This window comes from Vibrio sp. TBV020 (assembly GCF_046056895.1).
Taxonomy (GTDB): Bacteria; Pseudomonadota; Gammaproteobacteria; order Enterobacterales; family Vibrionaceae; genus Vibrio.
Genome location: NZ_JBEEAQ010000001.1, coordinates 956,990 through 974,769 on the forward strand (window position 1 = coordinate 956,990; position 17,780 = coordinate 974,769).

The following is a 17,780-nucleotide window of genomic DNA, read 5'->3' on the forward strand; positions in this document are numbered from 1 at the left end:
AGTTTTCCCATGGCAAAAGTACATGTCATTCCTCACACTCACTGGGATCGTGAGTGGTATTTTACTCAGCAAGACAGTGACGTTCTGGCGACATATAACTTCACCAAAGTGATTGAAACTTTGGAGAACCAACCAAGCTACAGCTGCTACCACCTCGATGGTCAGTCAGCCATTGTTGAAGATTACCTGAAAGTGCTGCCACACATGCGCGAGCGTATGGCGAATCTGGTTAACGACAAAAAGCTGTTTATTGGTCCTTGGTACACTCAAACCGATACATACAACGTTGCTGGGGAATCAATTATCCGGAACTTGAAATACGGAATGCATATCGCAGAAGAGCTAGGCCACAGCATGAAAGTCGGTTATCTACCAGATACCTTTGGCCATAACGCGCAAATGCCAACACTGTTCAAGGGAATGGGGATTGATAACATCGTATTTTGGCGTGGGATTGATTATGACCAGCACGTTGAAAAATCGCATTTCTTCTGGCAGTCGCAAGGTGGCGATTCAATTTACGCCTACAACCTAGTTCACGGTTACGGCGCAGCGAAAAACATCGTTCCTGACGCAGAGCACCTAGATAAGAAAATCTTCCCGATGATTGAGAAGATAAAATCACTGTCTGGTCTCGATGAAGTGCTGATTCCATCTGGTGGTGATCAGGTAAATATTGACCCGAACTTACCGGCTACCTTGCAAGCGGCTAGTGAGCGTTCGCCTGCTGGAGACATCTACACCATCTCATCGATGGAAAGCTTTGTTGATTTTCTTCGTCACAACAGCAGTGAATTTGAGACTTACCAAGGTGAATTCAAGGCACCGCGATACACTCGTATCCACAAGACGATTGGTTCTGTTCGCTATGATATTAAAAAACTGAACTTCGAGATTGAGCAGCTCTTACTCAAGAAACTCGAAGTCGTGATCGCGATTGCTAAGGCGCAAGGTATCACCGTTCATACTGAGCTAGTGGACATGGCTTGGAAGAAGATCCTCGAATGTCACGCCCATGACAGCATGGGTGGGTGCAATAGCGATGCAACCAACGCAGACATCATGCACCGCTTAAAGCAAGCAGAAGAGATCTGTCACGGCTTATACAACTTCGTAGTGAAAGAAATTGCCAGCAGCGCCTGTGATGACAATGAAGTGATGATCTTCAACGGCCAAATCACACCATTTAGCGGCGTTGCTAAAATCATTGCTTTCTCTAAGCACCCGTCTATTGCATTGTCGGATGGCAAATCCCTGCTTGCGACCGAGATTCTAGCGCGCGAGACCTTAGATGGTGGCAAGGTTATTGAAGTGACCAAAGATGGAGAGAAAGAAGTCTCCGTGCCGCCATATTACCGCTTTGAATTGAACGTGAAGGTGTCCAACCTACCTGCGATGGGCTATCAGGTCTTCCAAGTGGTTGAGTCAGAGTCAGCGATGCTTACGCAGAGTAGTGACGTTCAAACGATTGAAAACTCGGCGTTAACCATCACGCTAAAAGATGGCGAACTGAGCTTCACCAACAAAGCAACAGGCCGTGTGATTGAGCAGTTGCTCCGTTTTGAAGAGCAGGCTGATGATGGTGACTCATACGATTTTTCACCTTTAGAAGGGGACGCGCCTCGTTACCTTACTGAGTTAACTTGGTTATCGACGCAAGTGGGCGAAACCGAGCAAGCTATGACGCTATTAGCAACAATGCCAGTGCCATCAGATTTAGAATCTCGTCAAACAGGTAATGAATTGGTTCAAGCTAGTTTCGAAATCACGCTGACTTTAGATGCCAATGACGAGCAGCTAAAAGTGGCAATTCACACTGTAAATCAAGCGTGTGACCACCGTGTTCGTGTATTGATTAACTCAGATGTGCAAAGTCAGGAATCCGTCGCCACTCAGCCATTTGCTGTAATGAAGCGTCCAATTGCGCCAAATGTTGAAGGTTGGCAAGCGCGCTTCCGTGAGTGTCCGATTGATATTGAAACCACCGATGGCGCTGTTGCGATTGAGCAAGCAGGTAAAGCGGTGGTGATTAATGGTCGCGGCCTGAAAGAGTTCCAAGTTTTGCCTGGTGAACAGAGTGATGTGATTGCGCTGACGCTGTTCAAAGCGACGGGCAAACTAGGTAAAGATGATCTGTTGTGGCGTCCGGGACGAGCTTCTGGCATCAACAATACAGTGGTCTACACGCCAGATGCTCAGTTGCAAAAATCGATGAGCTTTGCTTTCTCGATAGCGATGCCAACTGATGCCAGCCATCAAACGCTGCGAGCCCTAGAAAACCAATATCTCGATATGCCATTTAGCTACCAGAAGCAGTCACTCAACAGCTTTGAAAATCGTCTCGAACGCTTCCAAGTTCGCTTTGATATTCGTTCAGCGGTTAAGTCATTCAGCTTGTTTGAAGTGAATCAGGCGCTGACACTTTCAAGTATTGGTCACTCCTTCTATCAAGACAATGCCGTTATTGTGCGCCTGTTTAATGCGACAGATGACGTGCAGCAACTTGATACCACAGCGTTTGCCCATTTTGCTCAGGTGGAGCGTGTGAATTACCGCGAACAAAGTGTGGAACAAGAATGGTCGGTCAAACCGAACAATTCCATCGACCTACGCATTGACTTTAAAATCTAGTGGAGCAGAGAACAATGAACGAGAAAATTTACCAAAAAGTCGCTTTGCTCTACGGTGATGAGCAAGCGGAAAGCATCACCCAAGATATTCTTGGTTTGGTTGAAAAATGGCAGGGTAAAGCACCGCAGTACGCAAACTGGGTCGATGAGACCACATCTTATCTCATCACTTACGGAGACAGTTTCCAAGAGCAAGGCAAACCAACTTTAGTGACGATGAAAACCTTTGCTGACAAGTACCTAAAAGGTGCATTGAGCAACATTCATATCTTGCCAATGTTCCCATATACCTCGGACGATGGTTTTAGTGTGGTCGATTACCGCAAAGTCGATCCCAATTTAGGGGATTGGAGTGAGCTTAACGCACTAGCTGAAAACTTCGATTTGATGTACGACTGTGTGATTAACCACATCTCCAAAAGCAGTGACTGGTTTCAGCGCTTTTTAGCCGGTGATGAAGCTTACCAAGATTACTTTATTGAGTCTGACCCAAGCCTGGATTATTCGAGTGTTACGCGCCCCCGCGCATTACCGCTCCTAACACCGTTTACCAAGGCTTCGGGTGAGACTACTTATGTGTGGACAACCTTCTCAGAAGACCAGATCGACATTAACTTTAAGAATCCTAAAGTTCTGTTAGAAAGTATTGATATCTTGCTGATGTATGCCGCAAACGGTGGTCGCTCAGTTCGCTTAGATGCAATTGGTTTTATCTGGAAAGTGCTGAACTCAGCCTGCATTCACTTAGAGCAAGCTCACGAGATCATTAAGTTGTGGCGTATTGTGCTCGACGAGGTGATGCCGGGTTCTCTACTGATCACCGAGACCAATGTACCGCACAAAGAGAACATCTCTTACTTTGGTCAAGGTGATGAAGCACACATGGTGTATCAGTTCCCACTGCCGCCATTAACTTTGCACGCGTTCTTAAGCCAAGATAGCCAAGTATTAACGACTTGGGCCAAAGGTTTAACTGCGGAGGCGATGGAGTCTCTCAATGCGGGACGCAAGACAACCTACTTCAACTTCTTAGCCAGCCATGATGGGATTGGGGTGCGACCAACAGAAGGGATCTTGAGCGATGACGATCGTTTGATGATGTGTCAGCACGTTGAACGCAAAGGTGGACGAGTTAACTACAAGAATAACGGTGACGGTACTCAATCGCCTTACGAACTGAATATCAACTATTTAAGTGCCGTGACAGAGCCTAGCGATAGTGACGAGTTAAAAGCGAGCAAGTTCCTAGCCGCGCAATCTATTTTGCTCTCGTTCATCGGTGTGCCTGCGGTTTACTATCACAGCTTACTCGGCAGTGAGAATGATGTACAAGGTATGCTGGACTCGGGCATTAATCGCCGCATTAACCGTGAGAAGTTTGACTTTGATCAGCTAGAAACTGAGTTGGCTGAAGAGGGCTCGCTACGTCAACGTGTTTACAGTGAAATGACCCGCCTTCTCGAGCTGCGTAAACAGCAAAAAGCGTTTTCACCAAGCTCCTCTCAGCAAGTACTAGAGCTCGATAATGGATTGTTTGGGCTTAAACGTGGTGAAGGAGAAAGTGCGATTCAATTTGTGGTTAACCTATCGGAGCAAGCGGCAGACGTTTCGCTAGCTAAAGGCGGTTTGGATCTGATTTCACAGCGTGAGTTCGACGCGCAATTTACACTTAACCCATATCAATTTGTTTGGCTGACTCAGCCGCAAGCCCAGTAGTAGGAGTTTATGATGAAACTAGCTAACTTAACGTCTGAAAATCTAATCATGCTCAATGCTACCTTTGAAGGGCGCTTTGCGGCGATCAATGCCTTGGTTGATAAAATTGATCAAGCGGGCAAGCTGACGGACCGCGACCAGTTTTTAGATGCAGTACTCAAGCGTGAAGAAGAGGGGCCAACCGCTCTCGGTGAGTATTTAGCGGTGCCCCATGGTAAATCTCCTGCGGTAAAAGAGCCGGTGTTTGCGTGTGCGTTTGTTAAAGACGAGATGCAGTGGAAAGGCTTAGATGGCGATGAGCCTGTCACTATGATCTTCCTTTTGGCGATTCCACCAGCAGAAGCGGGTTCGACCCATATGGAAGTGCTCACCACGCTGACTTCTTCACTTGTTGATGATGATTTTCGTGACCAATTGCAAGCGGCGAACTCTCCGCAACAAGTGATGGCGCTATTTGGAGCAGAAGCTGGTGAAGAGAGTGAAACTGAAATAGTAAATGATGAAGAGCCGTTCTCTAGTGAAGAGCTCGCGCAAGATTTAAGTCGCTTTGCTTACCCAATTGTTTTGGGAGCCGGGGTTTTGATCTCCGCTTTTCTATTTTTGCTGCTCTAGTGGTGGGTTATGTCAGTTTTTAAACTAGATAATGTTATTCAGAATTACGCTTGGGGCAGCAAAGAATCGATTTCCAAGATGTTTGGTATTGATAACTCCGACTGTCAACCGCAAGCGGAGATTTGGATGGGAGCACACCCTAATGGATGCTCGCGTGTCGCCGCGACGGGAGAGCTATTATCCGATGTGATTGCTCAAGACAGCAAAAGTATGTTCGGTGATTACACTGCAATGCGTTTTGGTGAGTTGCCTTACCTGTTTAAGGTGCTGGCTGCAGAAACGCCGTTGTCGATTCAGGTCCATCCGAACAAGCACAAAGCTGAGGTAGGGTTTGCTCGTGAGAATGAACAAGGCATTGCGCTGAGTGCTACCAATCGCAATTACAAAGATTCAAACCACAAGCCAGAGCTGGTGTATGCGTTAACCTTTTACAAAGCGATGAATGGCTTTCGACCTATTAGTCAGATCGTTTCTTTGTTTCAACAAGCGGGCATTACAAGCTTAGATGTAGAGGTTGGCGGGCTTGAGGCGAAACCAAACAGCGATGGTTTGCGCGAGTTCTTTACTGCCATTATGTCTTTGGATGAGCGAAGAAAAGCTAGCGCTATAGCACAGCTTGAACACGCATTGGTTCGTGGTCCTAAAACGGTCTTAATGCGCGAAGTGTTTGAGTATGTGGCAGAGTTTAACAAGCACTATCCGGGGGATATTGGATTACTCTCTCCGTTATTCCTTAACACGATTGAGTTAGCGCCTGGCGAAGCTATGTTCCTTCACGCTGAAACGCCGCACGCTTACGTTCAAGGGACAGCATTGGAGATCATGGCTAACTCGGACAATGTGCTGCGCGCTGGTTTAACGCCCAAGCATATTGATGTGGATGAACTGATTGATAACACCTTGTTTGTCTCGACCCATCCAGAGCAGATTAAGCTGGCGCCTATCTATAAAGAAGGGAAGCTGAGTTATCCAATTCCTGTCGATGACTTCGGCTTTGATATTCTTACTGCTAGCGAAACGCTAAAACTGCAATACTTGCGCAGTGCTGAGATACTGTTCTGTGTAGAAGGTGAAGTGACGGTCGAAGTGGAGCAACAAAAGCTATTGTTGAAGTCTGGTGAATCAGTATTTATCAGTAATGATTCTGGCGTCTATAGTTATCACGGGAACGGTATGTTGGCTCGTGCCTACAACTAGCTCCAATCAGCATTAAAAAATCCCCGAGTTTCATCTCGGGGATTTTTATTATTCAGTGATGGTTACTTTGTTGATTTTAATCGTATCGAGTGGCACATCATCATGACCTTTCTTTGAGCCAGTCATGGCTTTACCAATATTGTTAACCACGTCCATACCAGCCGTCACTTTTCCAAAAACGGCATAACCCCAACCGTTGTTGGTTTTTGCTGTGTGATCTAAAAAGTCATTATCATCAAGATTGATAAAGAACTGTGCCGTCGCTGAATGAGGCGCGTCTGTGCGAGCAAAAGCGATCGAGCCCGTAATGTTCTTCAGTCCACGGTTTGCTTCGTTAGCGATCGGCGCGTGCGTCTCTTTCTCTGTCATGTCTTCAGTGTGGCCACCACCTTGAATCATAAAGCCATCGATTACACGGTGGAAAATTGTGCCTTCGTAGAAACCTTCTTGGCAGTAACGCAGAAAGTTTTTCGAACTGACAGGGGCTTTTTCCATGTTTAGTTCAATTTCAATGTCGCCGTAAGTGGTGGATAAAGTAATCATTATTTTTCTCAAGTAAATATCAATCAGGCAATGGTAACAGATTTCAAGACGTGACCCGATATTTTATTACTATGCCTTATACATTTATGATGAAAATTAGTAGAAAAAATCATTTATTATATAAAGTTAGATCTGAGTATCAAAATATAGGTGTGTTGATACAAATGTGATACATATCCCTTATCGCCAATGTGAAAGAATTTAAATAAATAATTCACAAGCGGTACTTTCCTTTGCTCTTTAAACCTCATAAAAACTTAATATATCAGTTAGTAATTATTATCTGTTTTTCAATTCTTATGACGGGGTGCAAAGATTCTTCCCCTTCTCTAAATAATTATTCATATTCAGAAGAATTAGACCATGAAAAAGTAGTTTTTGATATTCAGATAATCGACTCACTTCCTGTTGTTGGTAGCTATATATCAGCAGGGAACCTAAAACTTACCTTATATAAAAATGACGAGGTAGGTGAATACAATGTTGATGAAATAGTTCTAGAAACAACTGATCCCAATATCGCAAGATTTAATAGTGATGGTGATATTGAAATTATTAGTGAAGGAACAACAGGGATAACTGTGAGTTATGGTTCGGCTGATTATGGAAAGCAGTATGAGCTGACAACATACGATGCAAAGTTTTCTATCGAAAGCTCATATCGAGTGAATGAAATATTCCAGCCAACAGTTTACATATCAACGAATGATGGAGTGAGGAATATATCAGATGAAATAGTCTGGAAGCCTCTGAATCGATCTATTGTTGAGATTGAAGACGAACGCTTGAGAGGCGTTTCAGAAGGCAAAACGCATGTGATCGGCTCATTTGGTGGCGGTGACGTCGTTAATATTCCTCTACAAATTTATGACTTACCGACTTTTGCTGGGACGTTAGTCAGCGCTGCAGCTATTTTACCCGATGATTCTGTAGCGGTCTGGGGTCCTGTGCCAATAGCGATTTTGGGCATGGTGCTACCTGTACCAAATCCAACGGATATAACGCAAATCGTAGAAGCAGCGGATAGGGCTCGGTCAGCGGCGTACTCTGCGTTGAGTTCTACCGGTACTGTGAGTTCATGGGGCGATCCGGCATTAGGTGGAGACCAGCAAATTTGGGATGGGACCTCATTTACTGATGTTCGATCTCAATTGAGTGGCGTTAGTGTTTCTAAGTTGTTTTCTAATGAGAAGGCTTTTGCGGCATTAACAACCAGTGGTGGTGTTATTACTTGGGGAAACTCTGCTTACGGTGGGGATAGCAGCTCCGTTCAGGCACAGCTAACAGATGTTGAAACGATCTATGCGACAAAAGGTGCCTTTGCCGCATTAAAAACGAATGGTGAACTTGTGGTATGGGGCAACCCAAGGTATGGAGGTGACCCTTCATTTCAACCTCGAGGTGAAAATATCCCTCTTGAGAATATTGTTAGAGTATTTAATGGCGGAGAAATATTTCTTGTTATTAATAATAACGGTGAAGTTGCATCTTGGGGTGGAACTAGTGACTTCAACAATTTCCCAAATCAGCTTAATAAGGCTGGCGATGAAATTATTACTTTCGTTCCATCGTATCGTGCTGGGGTCGGAAAAGAAGTTTTCTCGGCACTATTGAAGGATGGTTCTGTTGTTAGTTGGGGAAGCCAATTACCCCCAGCATATTTATCAGCCAGTCTATCAAATAATATTGTCAAAGTTGTTGGAACAGACAAGACATTTGCCGCATTGGATGACAATGGAATATTGACCCTTTGGGGAGATACAGATAGCAATGCTTATAACTCAAATATGGATCAATATTCTGGAGTCGTGGATATAAGTTCTTCTCAAAAAGGTGGAAGCGAATACTTGATTACCTTGGAAAGTGGAGAAATTATCATATGGGGACTTGGTCCAAATATACAAACTCATCCAAATGATTATGCAAAAATTGATATGTTAATTGGAGGAACACTCGCAACTAAACCTAATGGAAAAGTTTCTACGTTAGGAGGGGGAACTGTGTATAAAAACCCACCCTTCTAACTGAAGTAATAAGTGAAATATAATATCTTAAAGGATGTAAATTAATATGAAGTTTAAAAAAAGCCTCTTGAGTCTATCTTTGGCATTAATATCAGCGACTAGCTATGCAAGCAGTTTAGAAATTAAGTCAATTGATGGTTCAGAAGAATTCGGCAAAGCGGGTCTTCCTATCATCGCAACAGAAGATGGCGAGTTTATCCGCCACTATGGTGAAGAAGGAAATATTAACAACTATATTTGGCTAGACAGTTTATCGAAGAAAACGCTAGGGACGGGTATCAAGTTCATCCCTTCAGATGAACTACAAGGTACAAGTATTGAACTCTGTAAGGTAACTGGTGTTGATATGGTTTGTTCAAATCCGTTGAACATCCCAAGGCAATTTCGAATGCTTCGTAGTGCGGCTAGTGTAGCAGACTTCAATAACTTCTGGTCTGTAACGAATGATATTACGTTGGCTGGTGCTATCTATTCAGATACCACAACAATTAGTGCTGAAACGAAAGTTACGTACATCAGTTCAGATACATTCAGTGCAACCAATCCAACCGTTGCTTATGTGTATGCGGAGATGAAAGATGATGCTGGTACACCTCTAGCTTACCAGGCATACATGAATGCACCTTCTGACGATAAAGGCGTAACCTATAGTTTCCCTGGTACGTCATTGACCTTAGGTTCGACCGATAAAGTATCTTATTGTTCAACGATTTACACCACATATGGTGAGACTCCACAAGTTGATCCTGCCTGTGATGATCGTGTGGTATCTGATAAGCCGACACCACCTACTGAACCAGATTACTATTTACCACCGACTGAAGATCAATTTAAAGCACTCTTCCCTTCACAGTCGTATATGACTGAAACGGTTGGTGCGGTTACTTACGCGTTTGCACCAAGAATGAGTGCTTCAGGCGACAATCTACTAGAGCGTTATTGTGATGCATTGTCGGGTAGTTCAACACCTATGACAGCATCACAGCTAAGTACATTTGGCGCAGATAGCACCCTGTTTACCGCTGATTATCCAGGAAAAACTAACTACTGGACAAATGATACGGGAGCAGGCCCTGCAACACTTCCGGGTGGATTTGGTGTTACTGTTGCTATCTCTGGCTCAGGTGATACGTACAACACATCAAACCAATTCTACAATGGCTATTATGCTTGTAAAAAATAAGTAAAACCTATTAAGTGCCAAACATTTGAAAACGAGTTTGGCACTTATTTTATTTACACGTTTCAAAATGATAATTATTGATGGTTTTTCTATAGATTAATATTTTAAGGAATTGCTTTCTTATTGATCTGTAGGTTAAGTAGATGAATTGTGTCTACTAATTAATTATAAAAATTAAGGTTAGTTCATGGGAAGTTTTTTTAAGTGTAATGTGGCACTGATTTCACTGATGTTGTTCTCCTCGGTTAATGCTGAGGAAATTAGAGTGGAGAGATTTGGAGAAAGAAAAGTATATTTTGGCTACCAAGAAGGTAAGCTGGCAACTAACTTCGATAAGAATGGAAACTATCAAGCCCTTAGTTGGGAGTATGATGACAATACGAAAGTCTCTAATAAAGCTTATATCTCTGATAAGGACTTGAAGCCTAATTCCTTGGTTAAGTTTTGTATTTCATCGAATGTTAGTAATAAAGTGTGCTCTCCCTATGAGCAACATGAATCACGCTCTTACCAGAGAGCAGCAAGTTCCTCAAATAATGAGGCCGCACTGGATATTAAAGTTCTTGAGCCAGAAAAGCTTGGAGTTGGTGTTGAACCTATATCTGTCACATCATTTCGGATTACCAATGGTGAGCCTGTCTTCATCTATTCTGAACATTTAGATCAAAATGATAGAGTTTTAGATTCTAATATTGTGTACGAGACACTTGATACTTTCTTGCAAGGGCAGCCTATGGATGTGCGTACGTCGAGTTTTAAAGCGTGTAGCATTGGTGGTTTCTTGTATTCTGAACCTACGATCTTGGAAAACTGTACTCCAACGTATACGGAATTTAAGAGCCCTATTTTCGGCCAAAATATAGGCAATAGAGGTGACTTTTCATCCCAGTTAAATCTATTTATTCGTCATGGTGCCGCGATTGATGGAATTGGTTATTCAGATTCTGATTATGTCGGTTTTGATGGGGGATCACGCTCGTACATTGATTTAAACCGAGTCAAACAAGTCAAAGTAACAACAGGTAACTACAAGTTTGCGGCCAACAATAAGAAGATCGCTTCAATGCAGTTCCTTGATGTTAATGGTTCTGTGATAGGAACCTATGGTAATGGTTGGTACAGCTCAAACAAGCGTACTTATACTTTTAGTGTTCCCAATTGTCATAAAATAGATACTGTCACTGGGTGGTCTTCTGGTTATCTCTTAGACGGCATTCAGTTTTCGACAAAATACTATTCTGGACTTTGCTAAATAATCTTAGAGAGTACGTAGAAAGATATATTAATTACAAGAAGCCTAACTCGTGTTAGGCTTTTTATTTCAGTGGGTATAGATAATAAATTTCTCAGATGAATGTATGAGCGCTCAGTGATTAAAATTGAGATTGTGTTCCGGTTTGTTTGTGATTAAATAAATAAACGTTAGTACATGGCTAATGAAAAAAATAAAAACGTTGTTCTTGCTAGAGGATGATATTATTACAAGTCGAATGATCAAAACATACTTTGAGGAGCGTGGTTTTATTGTTCACCAATCTTTCGATATCGGTAGTGGTTTCTTTAAAATGTTATCTAATCGGTTTGATGTGGGAATTATCGATATTGATCTTCCATCTGGTTCAAGCCTTGAACTCTATAATAAAATGGAACGTGTACTGCAGTGCCCGATTATTGTTTGCACATCAAGCGATAGTGAATGGCATGAAATATTGTGTCTAGAGCTCGGTGTTGAAGATTATGTAAATAAATCTAGGGGGTTGGAGGTTCTATATAAAAGAGTGATGAGGGCGCTGTGTAAATCGTCTGGTGATTTAGAGATAAGCAACCCTCATGTCATCGAAATTGGTGGTGCAGAGTTAAACTCTCAGACATATGAACTTGAGTACAACCAAGTGTTGGTGAGATTAACAAAGCAAGAATCAAAAGTTTTACATTACCTGGGTATCAATTTTGATCAGGTTGTTTCTAAAGATGAGCTGTACTATGTAATTCAAGGTGTTTCCTATGATGGTGCAAGTCGTAGCCTAGATTTGTTGGTCTCACGGCTTAGGAAGAAAATCGCATCGGAGAATGTACCGATAAACATTGTCACCATCCATGGACACGGTTATTTGGTTCAGTCAGTTCCAAATCCTATGTAGGCCGCAGTCCTCCTGTTGTCCTTACCGTTTATCGCCAAGCTAACACGCCGTAGTGGTAAGGGCAGCTTTGTTCAATATCAACGAGCTTAATATTTTGGAAACCAGCTTTTTCCATCCATTGCATGGTTTGTTCTGGTGTTGGACGAATATCGAGAGAGGGGCCACGAGGCGTATCAATATCACTGCGCCAGTGAATCACTGAAAGGCATCCACCAACTTTAAGGTTTCGATAGGCTTCTGTTAGAAGGGCAATGGGGTTTTCAAGGTGAAGCAGGTTGTAAATTATTACTCCAGAATGACTTTGGTCATCCTCACCTGTTCCAAGCTGAACGACATCTCTATCAATCGCTACTAGGTTAGTAAGCGCTTGCTGTTTGACTAGTCTATTCACTCTTTCTACCATTTCTGGCTCAATATCAAAGCTGGACAGCTTGCCTTTAAGGTGTCGAGCGACGGGCAAGCTAAACGTGCCGTAACCACAGCCGATTTCTATCCAATTGCCATTGCGATCTGGCTCAGGGATCAAAGTATCAAGCGCCAATTCGACATTGAAAAAACTGGCCCAATACTGCTCTTGTGGCATCCCACTATCTCGAACTTTCATATTCTTCCTTTGATGCGGTAACCATACCGCCTTCTGTTCTGAACAGGCATTTTAACCTTATTGATAAAAAGAAAAAGCCCTGCTGGGCGAGCAGGGCTTTGAAAGACAGTGGTTTGAAATTTAGTTAGGCAATGTGAGTCATTTTATTGAGAGTAAATGTCTCTACTGCGCCGTCTACCGCAGCAACATAGTCAGCGATGTGCTGAGTAGTCAGATGCTTTTCCAGTGCCGCTTCAGACTCCCAGTTTTCATGGAAAACGAAATGAGCTGGATTGTCATTATCTTGGTGCAAGTCGTAGTTGATGCAGCCGTCTTCAGCACGAGTCTTATCAATCAGTTTAATTAGCTCAGCTTTTACTAGATCGACTTGGTCTTCTTTTGCAATGATGTTGGCAATAATCGTTAGTTTGCTCATTTCGGGTCCATTTATTATTGGTTATCGCTTTGTTTTACAGTGTTGTGATTACGTGGTCTAGTGCTAGACGTGCTTTTGGTAGACCGTGGTTGTAGTCTTCACCGTCTTTGTGGTAACCGATAGACAGAGCTAGCTCACAGACATGCCCTTCTAGTTGGTCAGCAAATGTTTCACCGATCAGTTGGGCGTCAACACCTTCCATCGGTGTAGAGTCAATACCTAGACGAGCCAATGTGTGTAGTAGGTTACCTAGCGCAATATATACTTGTGCTTTAGTCCAGTTGCCGTTGAAGCCAGTTTCATCTGTATTCATTTCAGCGAAGGCATAAGCACCCATAAACATGTCGTACATATCTGCTGGTAGGTGGCCTGATGTCACTTCAGCATCGACACGTTTAGCAAACTTCTCTTTAGTGAATTTTGGATCGTATGCAAACAGAATTGTGTGAGACGCTTCTTTTGCATGCGGTTGGTTGAACTGGTGCATGTTCGCAAACGTGTCGTGGAACTTCTGTTTTGCTTCGTCGCTCTCAAGAACGATAAATTTCCAAGGTTGAGAGTTGATAGAAGACGCTGACAGACGAAGAGCCTGTTTGATGACATCCATATCTTCAGCAGAAATGCGTTTTTCTGCATCGTATTTTTTTGCTGTGTAACGAGTGTTTAAGTCTTTGATGATTGGATGAGTCATGTGAATTCCTAACTATCTAATTTTAAATGGATGACTAGGGTTTATTGTTCAGTTGGTCAATCGTCAGAGAACATACCCCGATGGCTACATATTCTCTGTAGCGCGTGTCGATGGGAGTAATTTAATCGCTTTGTCGGTTAGGAAAAATAGCCAATTGCTCCAATCACTATGGAATAAAATGTCCATAATCAATGGGAGAATGTAAGTTGAGGGGCAAATAGCTTAGCGGAGTACCATGCTCCGCTAAACAAGAAAGTGTTAGAAGCTCGCGAGCTACATAGGCACGACCAAGATATCGATAGGGGATTTATCAACTAGGTGTTTTGAGTAGGAAGCAATTTTGCTCCAAAAGTCATGGTGATGGCCGCAAATTAACAGATCAATATGATTGTTACTGATGGTTTCTTGTAGCTTATCAGCTAAGTCACCTGTTCCAATCAGTATATGCTTGATAGGGCGATCACTGTACGCCTCAAACTCGCGAATTTCTTTAATGGTTTGTTCACCGAGAGGGTGGTCATTACTATCAAGTTGAATGTCGACCAATTCAGGGTAAATCTCACCATGAGAGCCATCTATGTGGACAAAGGAAACGTAGGCATTAGTCATCTCTGCTAAATATGAAGCTCTATCTATAAGCATCTTACTTTCATCTGTGCGTTCGAGTGCTACCAGTATGTGCGTATATCTCATGATTGTGTCCTCATCATCGTTACCTGTTATAACCATACTTACTACGTCGCAAAAAGAGTGTTATCTAGGTCTCGAATCCACAGTGAAGCATTCAGTCAGGCCGGTTTTATTTCCAATTGATGATCTAAATCCATATTGAGCAACGTGTTGACTATTGATGTGCTACCATTGGCATATAATAAGATACATGGACGTCATCTATGGATAGGGTTAGGTTAGCTCGTAATATATCGGTAAGACATAAGCTTTTTGTGCTCGTGGCCTTACCGATACTATTGTTATTGGTACTCGTCAGTTGGCAAGTGCATTTGTTATCTGACCAGATGCAAAGCCTTGAAAAGTCTAAATCGTTTGTTTTGTTGCTAGAGAAAGGCGGCCATTTTTTTCGAAGCAGTGATGACCATTTAAATCTGTCGGAAGAGTCTCAGTCTTTAGTTGAACTCTCTTCGCTGGTTTTTGGGAATGACCAACAAGCTAAGGATTTACTTCATGAGCTTACGAGTGTCTCTTCGAACGCGGAGCCGACAACGGATGTCTATGAAGTACTTGATGAACAAGAGTGGCAAGCTGATATTTACAAACAGTTATTGGTTAAACTTGAGCGAGTTCGTTTCTCTGATCTAAAGCCTCAAGTACTACAGCACCTATCTGCTTTATTGCAATTAGAGTGGTTAATGTTTTGGTCTTCGGAAGAGACTCGAATCACCAAGGGTATGATAAATGTTTGGCTGGAGTATCAGGACTACGACAATGATCTTAAAGAGCAGATTGTTTCGCTGGTTCAGAATCAACAACTCTATATAGAACGCTTTGTCTCTCTCAATGCGGATGCCTCACAAGTCAGTATGATGGTGGAGGTGTTCAGCAACGAGGTGTTTAGCCAAAGTCAGAGTTTTCGCCAAACCCTTGCTTCTCCTTCGAAATTGAATGCAATGTCTGCAACTGAGCTTGAGCGTGGTGTCTCTGCTTTATCAGCTCGACTGATGCTACTGCAAAATGTTGGGGAGGCTATCGAACATCAACTTATTGGTGAAGTGGATCGAGCGATTGAGCACGCTGAGCAGCAACGAATAATGTTTTTAGCGATAGTGTCGTTACTCACTATTTTAGTGATGGTGCTGGCGATAAAACTTGCTCAGCGCCTAACCCTTAATTTAAAGCTCGTGCTCGATTTTTTAAGCCATGATGATTCGGCTTCTCTTCCAAGTCTCAGTAAAGCGGTTAAAGGGAATGATGAACTCAGCCAATTTGCGGTGGAGGTAGAGCGTTTGACGATTGAGCGTCAACAAGCACAAGAGCGACTGACGATTGCTAAAGAAGACGCTGAACGAGCAAAAGATGATGCGATTTTAGCCAGTAAAGCGAAGAGTAGCTTTTTGGCTAACATGTCACACGAAATTAGAACGCCGCTCAATGGTGTCATTGGTATCGCTGAGGTGTTGGCAGATACCGAGTTGAATGCTAATCAGAAAGATTATGTTGATACCATCGAAACTTCATCTCACTTATTACTAAGCCTAATCAACGACATACTTGATTTTTCTAAGATTGAGTCGGGCATGCTGTTAGTTAGCCCTCATTCTACTTGTGTCCGTGAGTCAATGTATGACATTGCTTCAATCGTTGCTCCTAAGGCGAAAGAGCAGGGAATTGACCTCAATGTGTCAATAAGCCCTGATACACCATTTAGGGTATTGGTAGATGACCACCGCCTACGACAAGTGTTGATGAACTTTATGTCTAACGCGGTCAAATTTACCAGTGAAGGTGAAGTCTCTCTTTCATTGGACAGTCACTATCAAAGTAGTGATAACGTAGCGCTTACCTTTGCGGTACAAGACTCCGGTATTGGCATTGATGAGCAACAGCAGAAGAAGATTTTTGAACCCTTTTCTCAAGAAGATGACTCCACTACCCGTCAATTCGGTGGTACAGGACTTGGGCTTGCTATAAGTACACAGCTTGTTGAATTGATGGGTAGTCAAATTCAACTGGAATCTGTCAAAGGGGAGGGAAGTTGCTTCTATTTCACGCTAGAGCTTCCTATTGATATTCGCAGTTATCCAACCAAGAAAGAAGAGCAAATTGAATCCCCAATTGTTCTTGTTTGTGATGATACTTTACTGTCACAAAGTATCAGTGAGGAGCTTAAGTTTTACGGAGCCACTGTACTAAAAACCTTGGCGAACTTTGCCGCTTTACAGGACAGTTTTAAGCATGGGGTTAAGCCAATTCTATTAGTTGTCGAGACAGATCTAAATCAAACCTCTCTTACTTACGAACGACTGTCAGAGTTGCAAAGCTCAGGGCATGCAGTATGTATTGTTCGTCGTTTCAATACAGAATCTCATGATTTTAGCGACAGTATTACGGCCTTGGTGACGCTCCCATTACTCGGTCAAAGGTTGCTAAAAGCAATCCAATCTTGTGACAAAAAAATATGTCATTCCTCAGACTTTTCAGGCTCTCTTCATCCACTGCGTCGTTCTAAATTATTGATTGTTGAAGATAATAAAATCAATCAAAAAATTGCGGGCTTACATGTGGGTAAAGCTGGGTTTGATTTTGATTTAGCGAATAATGGGCAAGAAGCACTCGATATGTATGCCAGCAATCAAGAATATGGCTTGATTTTGATGGATTGTATGATGCCTGTAATGGATGGGTTTACAGCTACACAAGCGATTAGAGAGTTAGAGAGGTCATCTGGTCGACGCAGAATCCCTATTATTGCATTGACAGCGAGTGTTGTTGATGACGATATACAACGTTGCTTTGATGTGGGTATGGATGATTACGTGGCTAAGCCGTTTAAGGCGACAGTGTTACGTGAAAAGATTGATTCAATGATTCAGGCTCCTCAAGTTCGCTTAAATGACAACGACGTTCAGACTATCGAGACGGATCAGCGAGAAGAGATGCCTGCTGAACCAGTGCTAGAAACGGCCAGTAAAATGGAGCGAATTTTGTTGGTAGAAGACAATAGAGTAAATCAGAAAGTTGCCGCTCTATTTTTGACCAAAGCAGGCTATCAGTTTGATATTGCGGATAATGGCCAGATAGCTGTTGATAAGTTTCAAAGTGCACACGATTACGATTTGATCTTAATGGACTGCATGATGCCGGTGAAGGATGGTTTTGCAGCCACTCGTGAGATTAGGCAAATTGAAGTTGAACAAGGACGAGCTAAAACTCCTATCATCGCTTTGACTGCCAGTGTTATCGATGACGACATTCAACGTTGTTATGACTCGGGAATGGATGCCTATGTGGCAAAACCGATGAAGAAAGAAAAGCTTTTGCATGAAATAGCCAATGTTATTTAGCGGGC

14 protein-coding genes are annotated in these 17,780 nt (G+C 42.8%); 9 read left to right on the forward strand and 5 right to left on the reverse strand.

Features of this window, described 5'->3' with window-relative positions; genetic code table 11:
- Nucleotides 1-9: 9 nt before the first annotated feature.
- The 4 genes from AAFX28_RS04065 to manA are packed head-to-tail and all read left to right on the forward strand — an operon-like array spanning nt 10 to nt 6,155.
- A complete protein-coding gene (locus AAFX28_RS04065; protein ID WP_408685874.1) occupies nt 10-2,631 on the forward strand; it encodes a glycoside hydrolase family 38 C-terminal domain-containing protein in 2,622 nt (873 codons plus the stop codon).
- A gap of 14 nt (nt 2,632-2,645) precedes the next feature.
- Nucleotides 2,646-4,346, forward strand: a complete 1,701-nt coding sequence (locus tag AAFX28_RS04070) for an alpha-amylase family glycosyl hydrolase (protein ID WP_408685876.1) — start codon at nt 2,646-2,648, stop codon at nt 4,344-4,346.
- Between the two features lie 12 nt (nt 4,347-4,358).
- Nucleotides 4,359-4,958, forward strand: coding sequence for a fructose PTS transporter subunit IIA (locus tag AAFX28_RS04075; protein WP_408686815.1), 600 nt, complete (start codon nt 4,359-4,361; stop codon nt 4,956-4,958).
- A gap of 9 nt (nt 4,959-4,967) precedes the next feature.
- The gene (gene manA, locus AAFX28_RS04080; protein ID WP_408685878.1) at nt 4,968-6,155 is read left to right on the forward strand and encodes a mannose-6-phosphate isomerase, class I; all 1,188 of its coding nucleotides are present in this window, start codon (nt 4,968-4,970) and stop codon (nt 6,153-6,155) included.
- A 48-nt stretch (nt 6,156-6,203) separates the two neighbouring features.
- On the opposite strand, the gene AAFX28_RS04085 is transcribed toward manA, so the two are convergent.
- A complete protein-coding gene (locus AAFX28_RS04085) occupies nt 6,204-6,698 on the reverse strand; it encodes a peptidylprolyl isomerase (RefSeq protein WP_408685880.1) in 495 nt (164 codons plus the stop codon).
- Nucleotides 6,699-6,931: 233 nt separating this feature from the next.
- On the opposite strand from AAFX28_RS04085, the gene AAFX28_RS04090 reads away from it, so the two are divergent.
- From AAFX28_RS04090 to AAFX28_RS04105, 4 genes are all read left to right on the forward strand, one after another.
- Entirely contained in the window at nt 6,932-8,722 is a 1,791-nt protein-coding gene (locus AAFX28_RS04090; protein WP_408685882.1) for a hypothetical protein, read from the forward strand.
- Nucleotides 8,723-8,768: 46 nt separating this feature from the next.
- Nucleotides 8,769-9,905, forward strand: coding sequence for a hypothetical protein (locus AAFX28_RS04095; RefSeq protein WP_408685884.1), 1,137 nt, complete (start codon nt 8,769-8,771; stop codon nt 9,903-9,905).
- Nucleotides 9,906-10,092: 187 nt separating this feature from the next.
- The gene (locus AAFX28_RS04100) at nt 10,093-11,157 is read left to right on the forward strand and encodes a beta-prism lectin domain-containing protein (RefSeq protein WP_408685886.1); all 1,065 of its coding nucleotides are present in this window, start codon (nt 10,093-10,095) and stop codon (nt 11,155-11,157) included.
- Between the two features lie 184 nt (nt 11,158-11,341).
- On the forward strand, nt 11,342-12,046 hold the full coding sequence (locus tag AAFX28_RS04105; RefSeq protein WP_408685887.1) for a response regulator transcription factor: 705 nt from the start codon (nt 11,342-11,344) through the stop codon (nt 12,044-12,046).
- Between the two features lie 28 nt (nt 12,047-12,074).
- On the opposite strand, the gene AAFX28_RS04110 is transcribed toward AAFX28_RS04105, so the two are convergent.
- The 4 genes from AAFX28_RS04110 to AAFX28_RS04125 all read right to left on the reverse strand — a co-directional run bounded on the left by AAFX28_RS04110 (nt 12,075) and on the right by AAFX28_RS04125 (nt 14,449).
- On the reverse strand, nt 12,075-12,650 hold the full coding sequence (locus AAFX28_RS04110) for a class I SAM-dependent methyltransferase (protein ID WP_408685889.1): 576 nt from the start codon (nt 12,648-12,650) through the stop codon (nt 12,075-12,077).
- A 124-nt stretch (nt 12,651-12,774) separates the two neighbouring features.
- On the reverse strand, nt 12,775-13,065 hold the full coding sequence (locus AAFX28_RS04115) for a putative quinol monooxygenase (RefSeq protein WP_408685891.1): 291 nt from the start codon (nt 13,063-13,065) through the stop codon (nt 12,775-12,777).
- Between the two features lie 34 nt (nt 13,066-13,099).
- Nucleotides 13,100-13,756, reverse strand: a complete 657-nt coding sequence (locus tag AAFX28_RS04120; protein WP_408685893.1) for an NAD(P)H-dependent oxidoreductase — start codon at nt 13,754-13,756, stop codon at nt 13,100-13,102.
- 273 nt (nt 13,757-14,029) lie between these two features.
- Nucleotides 14,030-14,449, reverse strand: a complete 420-nt coding sequence (locus AAFX28_RS04125) for a universal stress protein (RefSeq protein WP_408685895.1) — start codon at nt 14,447-14,449, stop codon at nt 14,030-14,032.
- 200 nt (nt 14,450-14,649) lie between these two features.
- Between AAFX28_RS04125 and AAFX28_RS04130 the strand changes: the two genes are divergently transcribed.
- Nucleotides 14,650-17,775 (forward strand): response regulator, encoded by a 3,126-nt coding sequence (locus AAFX28_RS04130; protein ID WP_408685897.1) that lies wholly within the window; start codon nt 14,650-14,652, stop codon nt 17,773-17,775.
- The last annotated feature ends 5 nt before the right edge of the window (nt 17,776-17,780 follow it).

What these genes read in the sequence shown, in the direction of transcription:
- AAFX28_RS04065 (WP_408685874.1), top strand. Translation starts at nt 10, where the DNA reads ATGGCAAAAGTACATGTCATTCCTCACACTCACTGGGATCGTGAGTGG.
- AAFX28_RS04070 (WP_408685876.1), top strand. Translation starts at nt 2,646, where the DNA reads ATGAACGAGAAAATTTACCAAAAAGTCGCTTTGCTCTACGGTGATGAG.
- AAFX28_RS04075 (WP_408686815.1), top strand. Translation starts at nt 4,359, where the DNA reads ATGAAACTAGCTAACTTAACGTCTGAAAATCTAATCATGCTCAATGCT.
- manA (WP_408685878.1), top strand. Translation starts at nt 4,968, where the DNA reads ATGTCAGTTTTTAAACTAGATAATGTTATTCAGAATTACGCTTGGGGC.
- AAFX28_RS04085 (WP_408685880.1), bottom strand. Translation starts at nt 6,698, where the DNA reads ATGATTACTTTATCCACCACTTACGGCGACATTGAAATTGAACTAAAC.
- AAFX28_RS04095 (WP_408685884.1), top strand. Translation starts at nt 8,769, where the DNA reads ATGAAGTTTAAAAAAAGCCTCTTGAGTCTATCTTTGGCATTAATATCA.
- AAFX28_RS04100 (WP_408685886.1), top strand. Translation starts at nt 10,093, where the DNA reads ATGGGAAGTTTTTTTAAGTGTAATGTGGCACTGATTTCACTGATGTTG.
- AAFX28_RS04105 (WP_408685887.1), top strand. Translation starts at nt 11,342, where the DNA reads ATGAAAAAAATAAAAACGTTGTTCTTGCTAGAGGATGATATTATTACA.
- AAFX28_RS04110 (WP_408685889.1), bottom strand. Translation starts at nt 12,650, where the DNA reads ATGAAAGTTCGAGATAGTGGGATGCCACAAGAGCAGTATTGGGCCAGT.
- AAFX28_RS04115 (WP_408685891.1), bottom strand. Translation starts at nt 13,065, where the DNA reads ATGAGCAAACTAACGATTATTGCCAACATCATTGCAAAAGAAGACCAA.
- AAFX28_RS04120 (WP_408685893.1), bottom strand. Translation starts at nt 13,756, where the DNA reads ATGACTCATCCAATCATCAAAGACTTAAACACTCGTTACACAGCAAAA.
- AAFX28_RS04125 (WP_408685895.1), bottom strand. Translation starts at nt 14,449, where the DNA reads ATGAGATATACGCACATACTGGTAGCACTCGAACGCACAGATGAAAGT.
- AAFX28_RS04130 (WP_408685897.1), top strand. Translation starts at nt 14,650, where the DNA reads ATGGATAGGGTTAGGTTAGCTCGTAATATATCGGTAAGACATAAGCTT.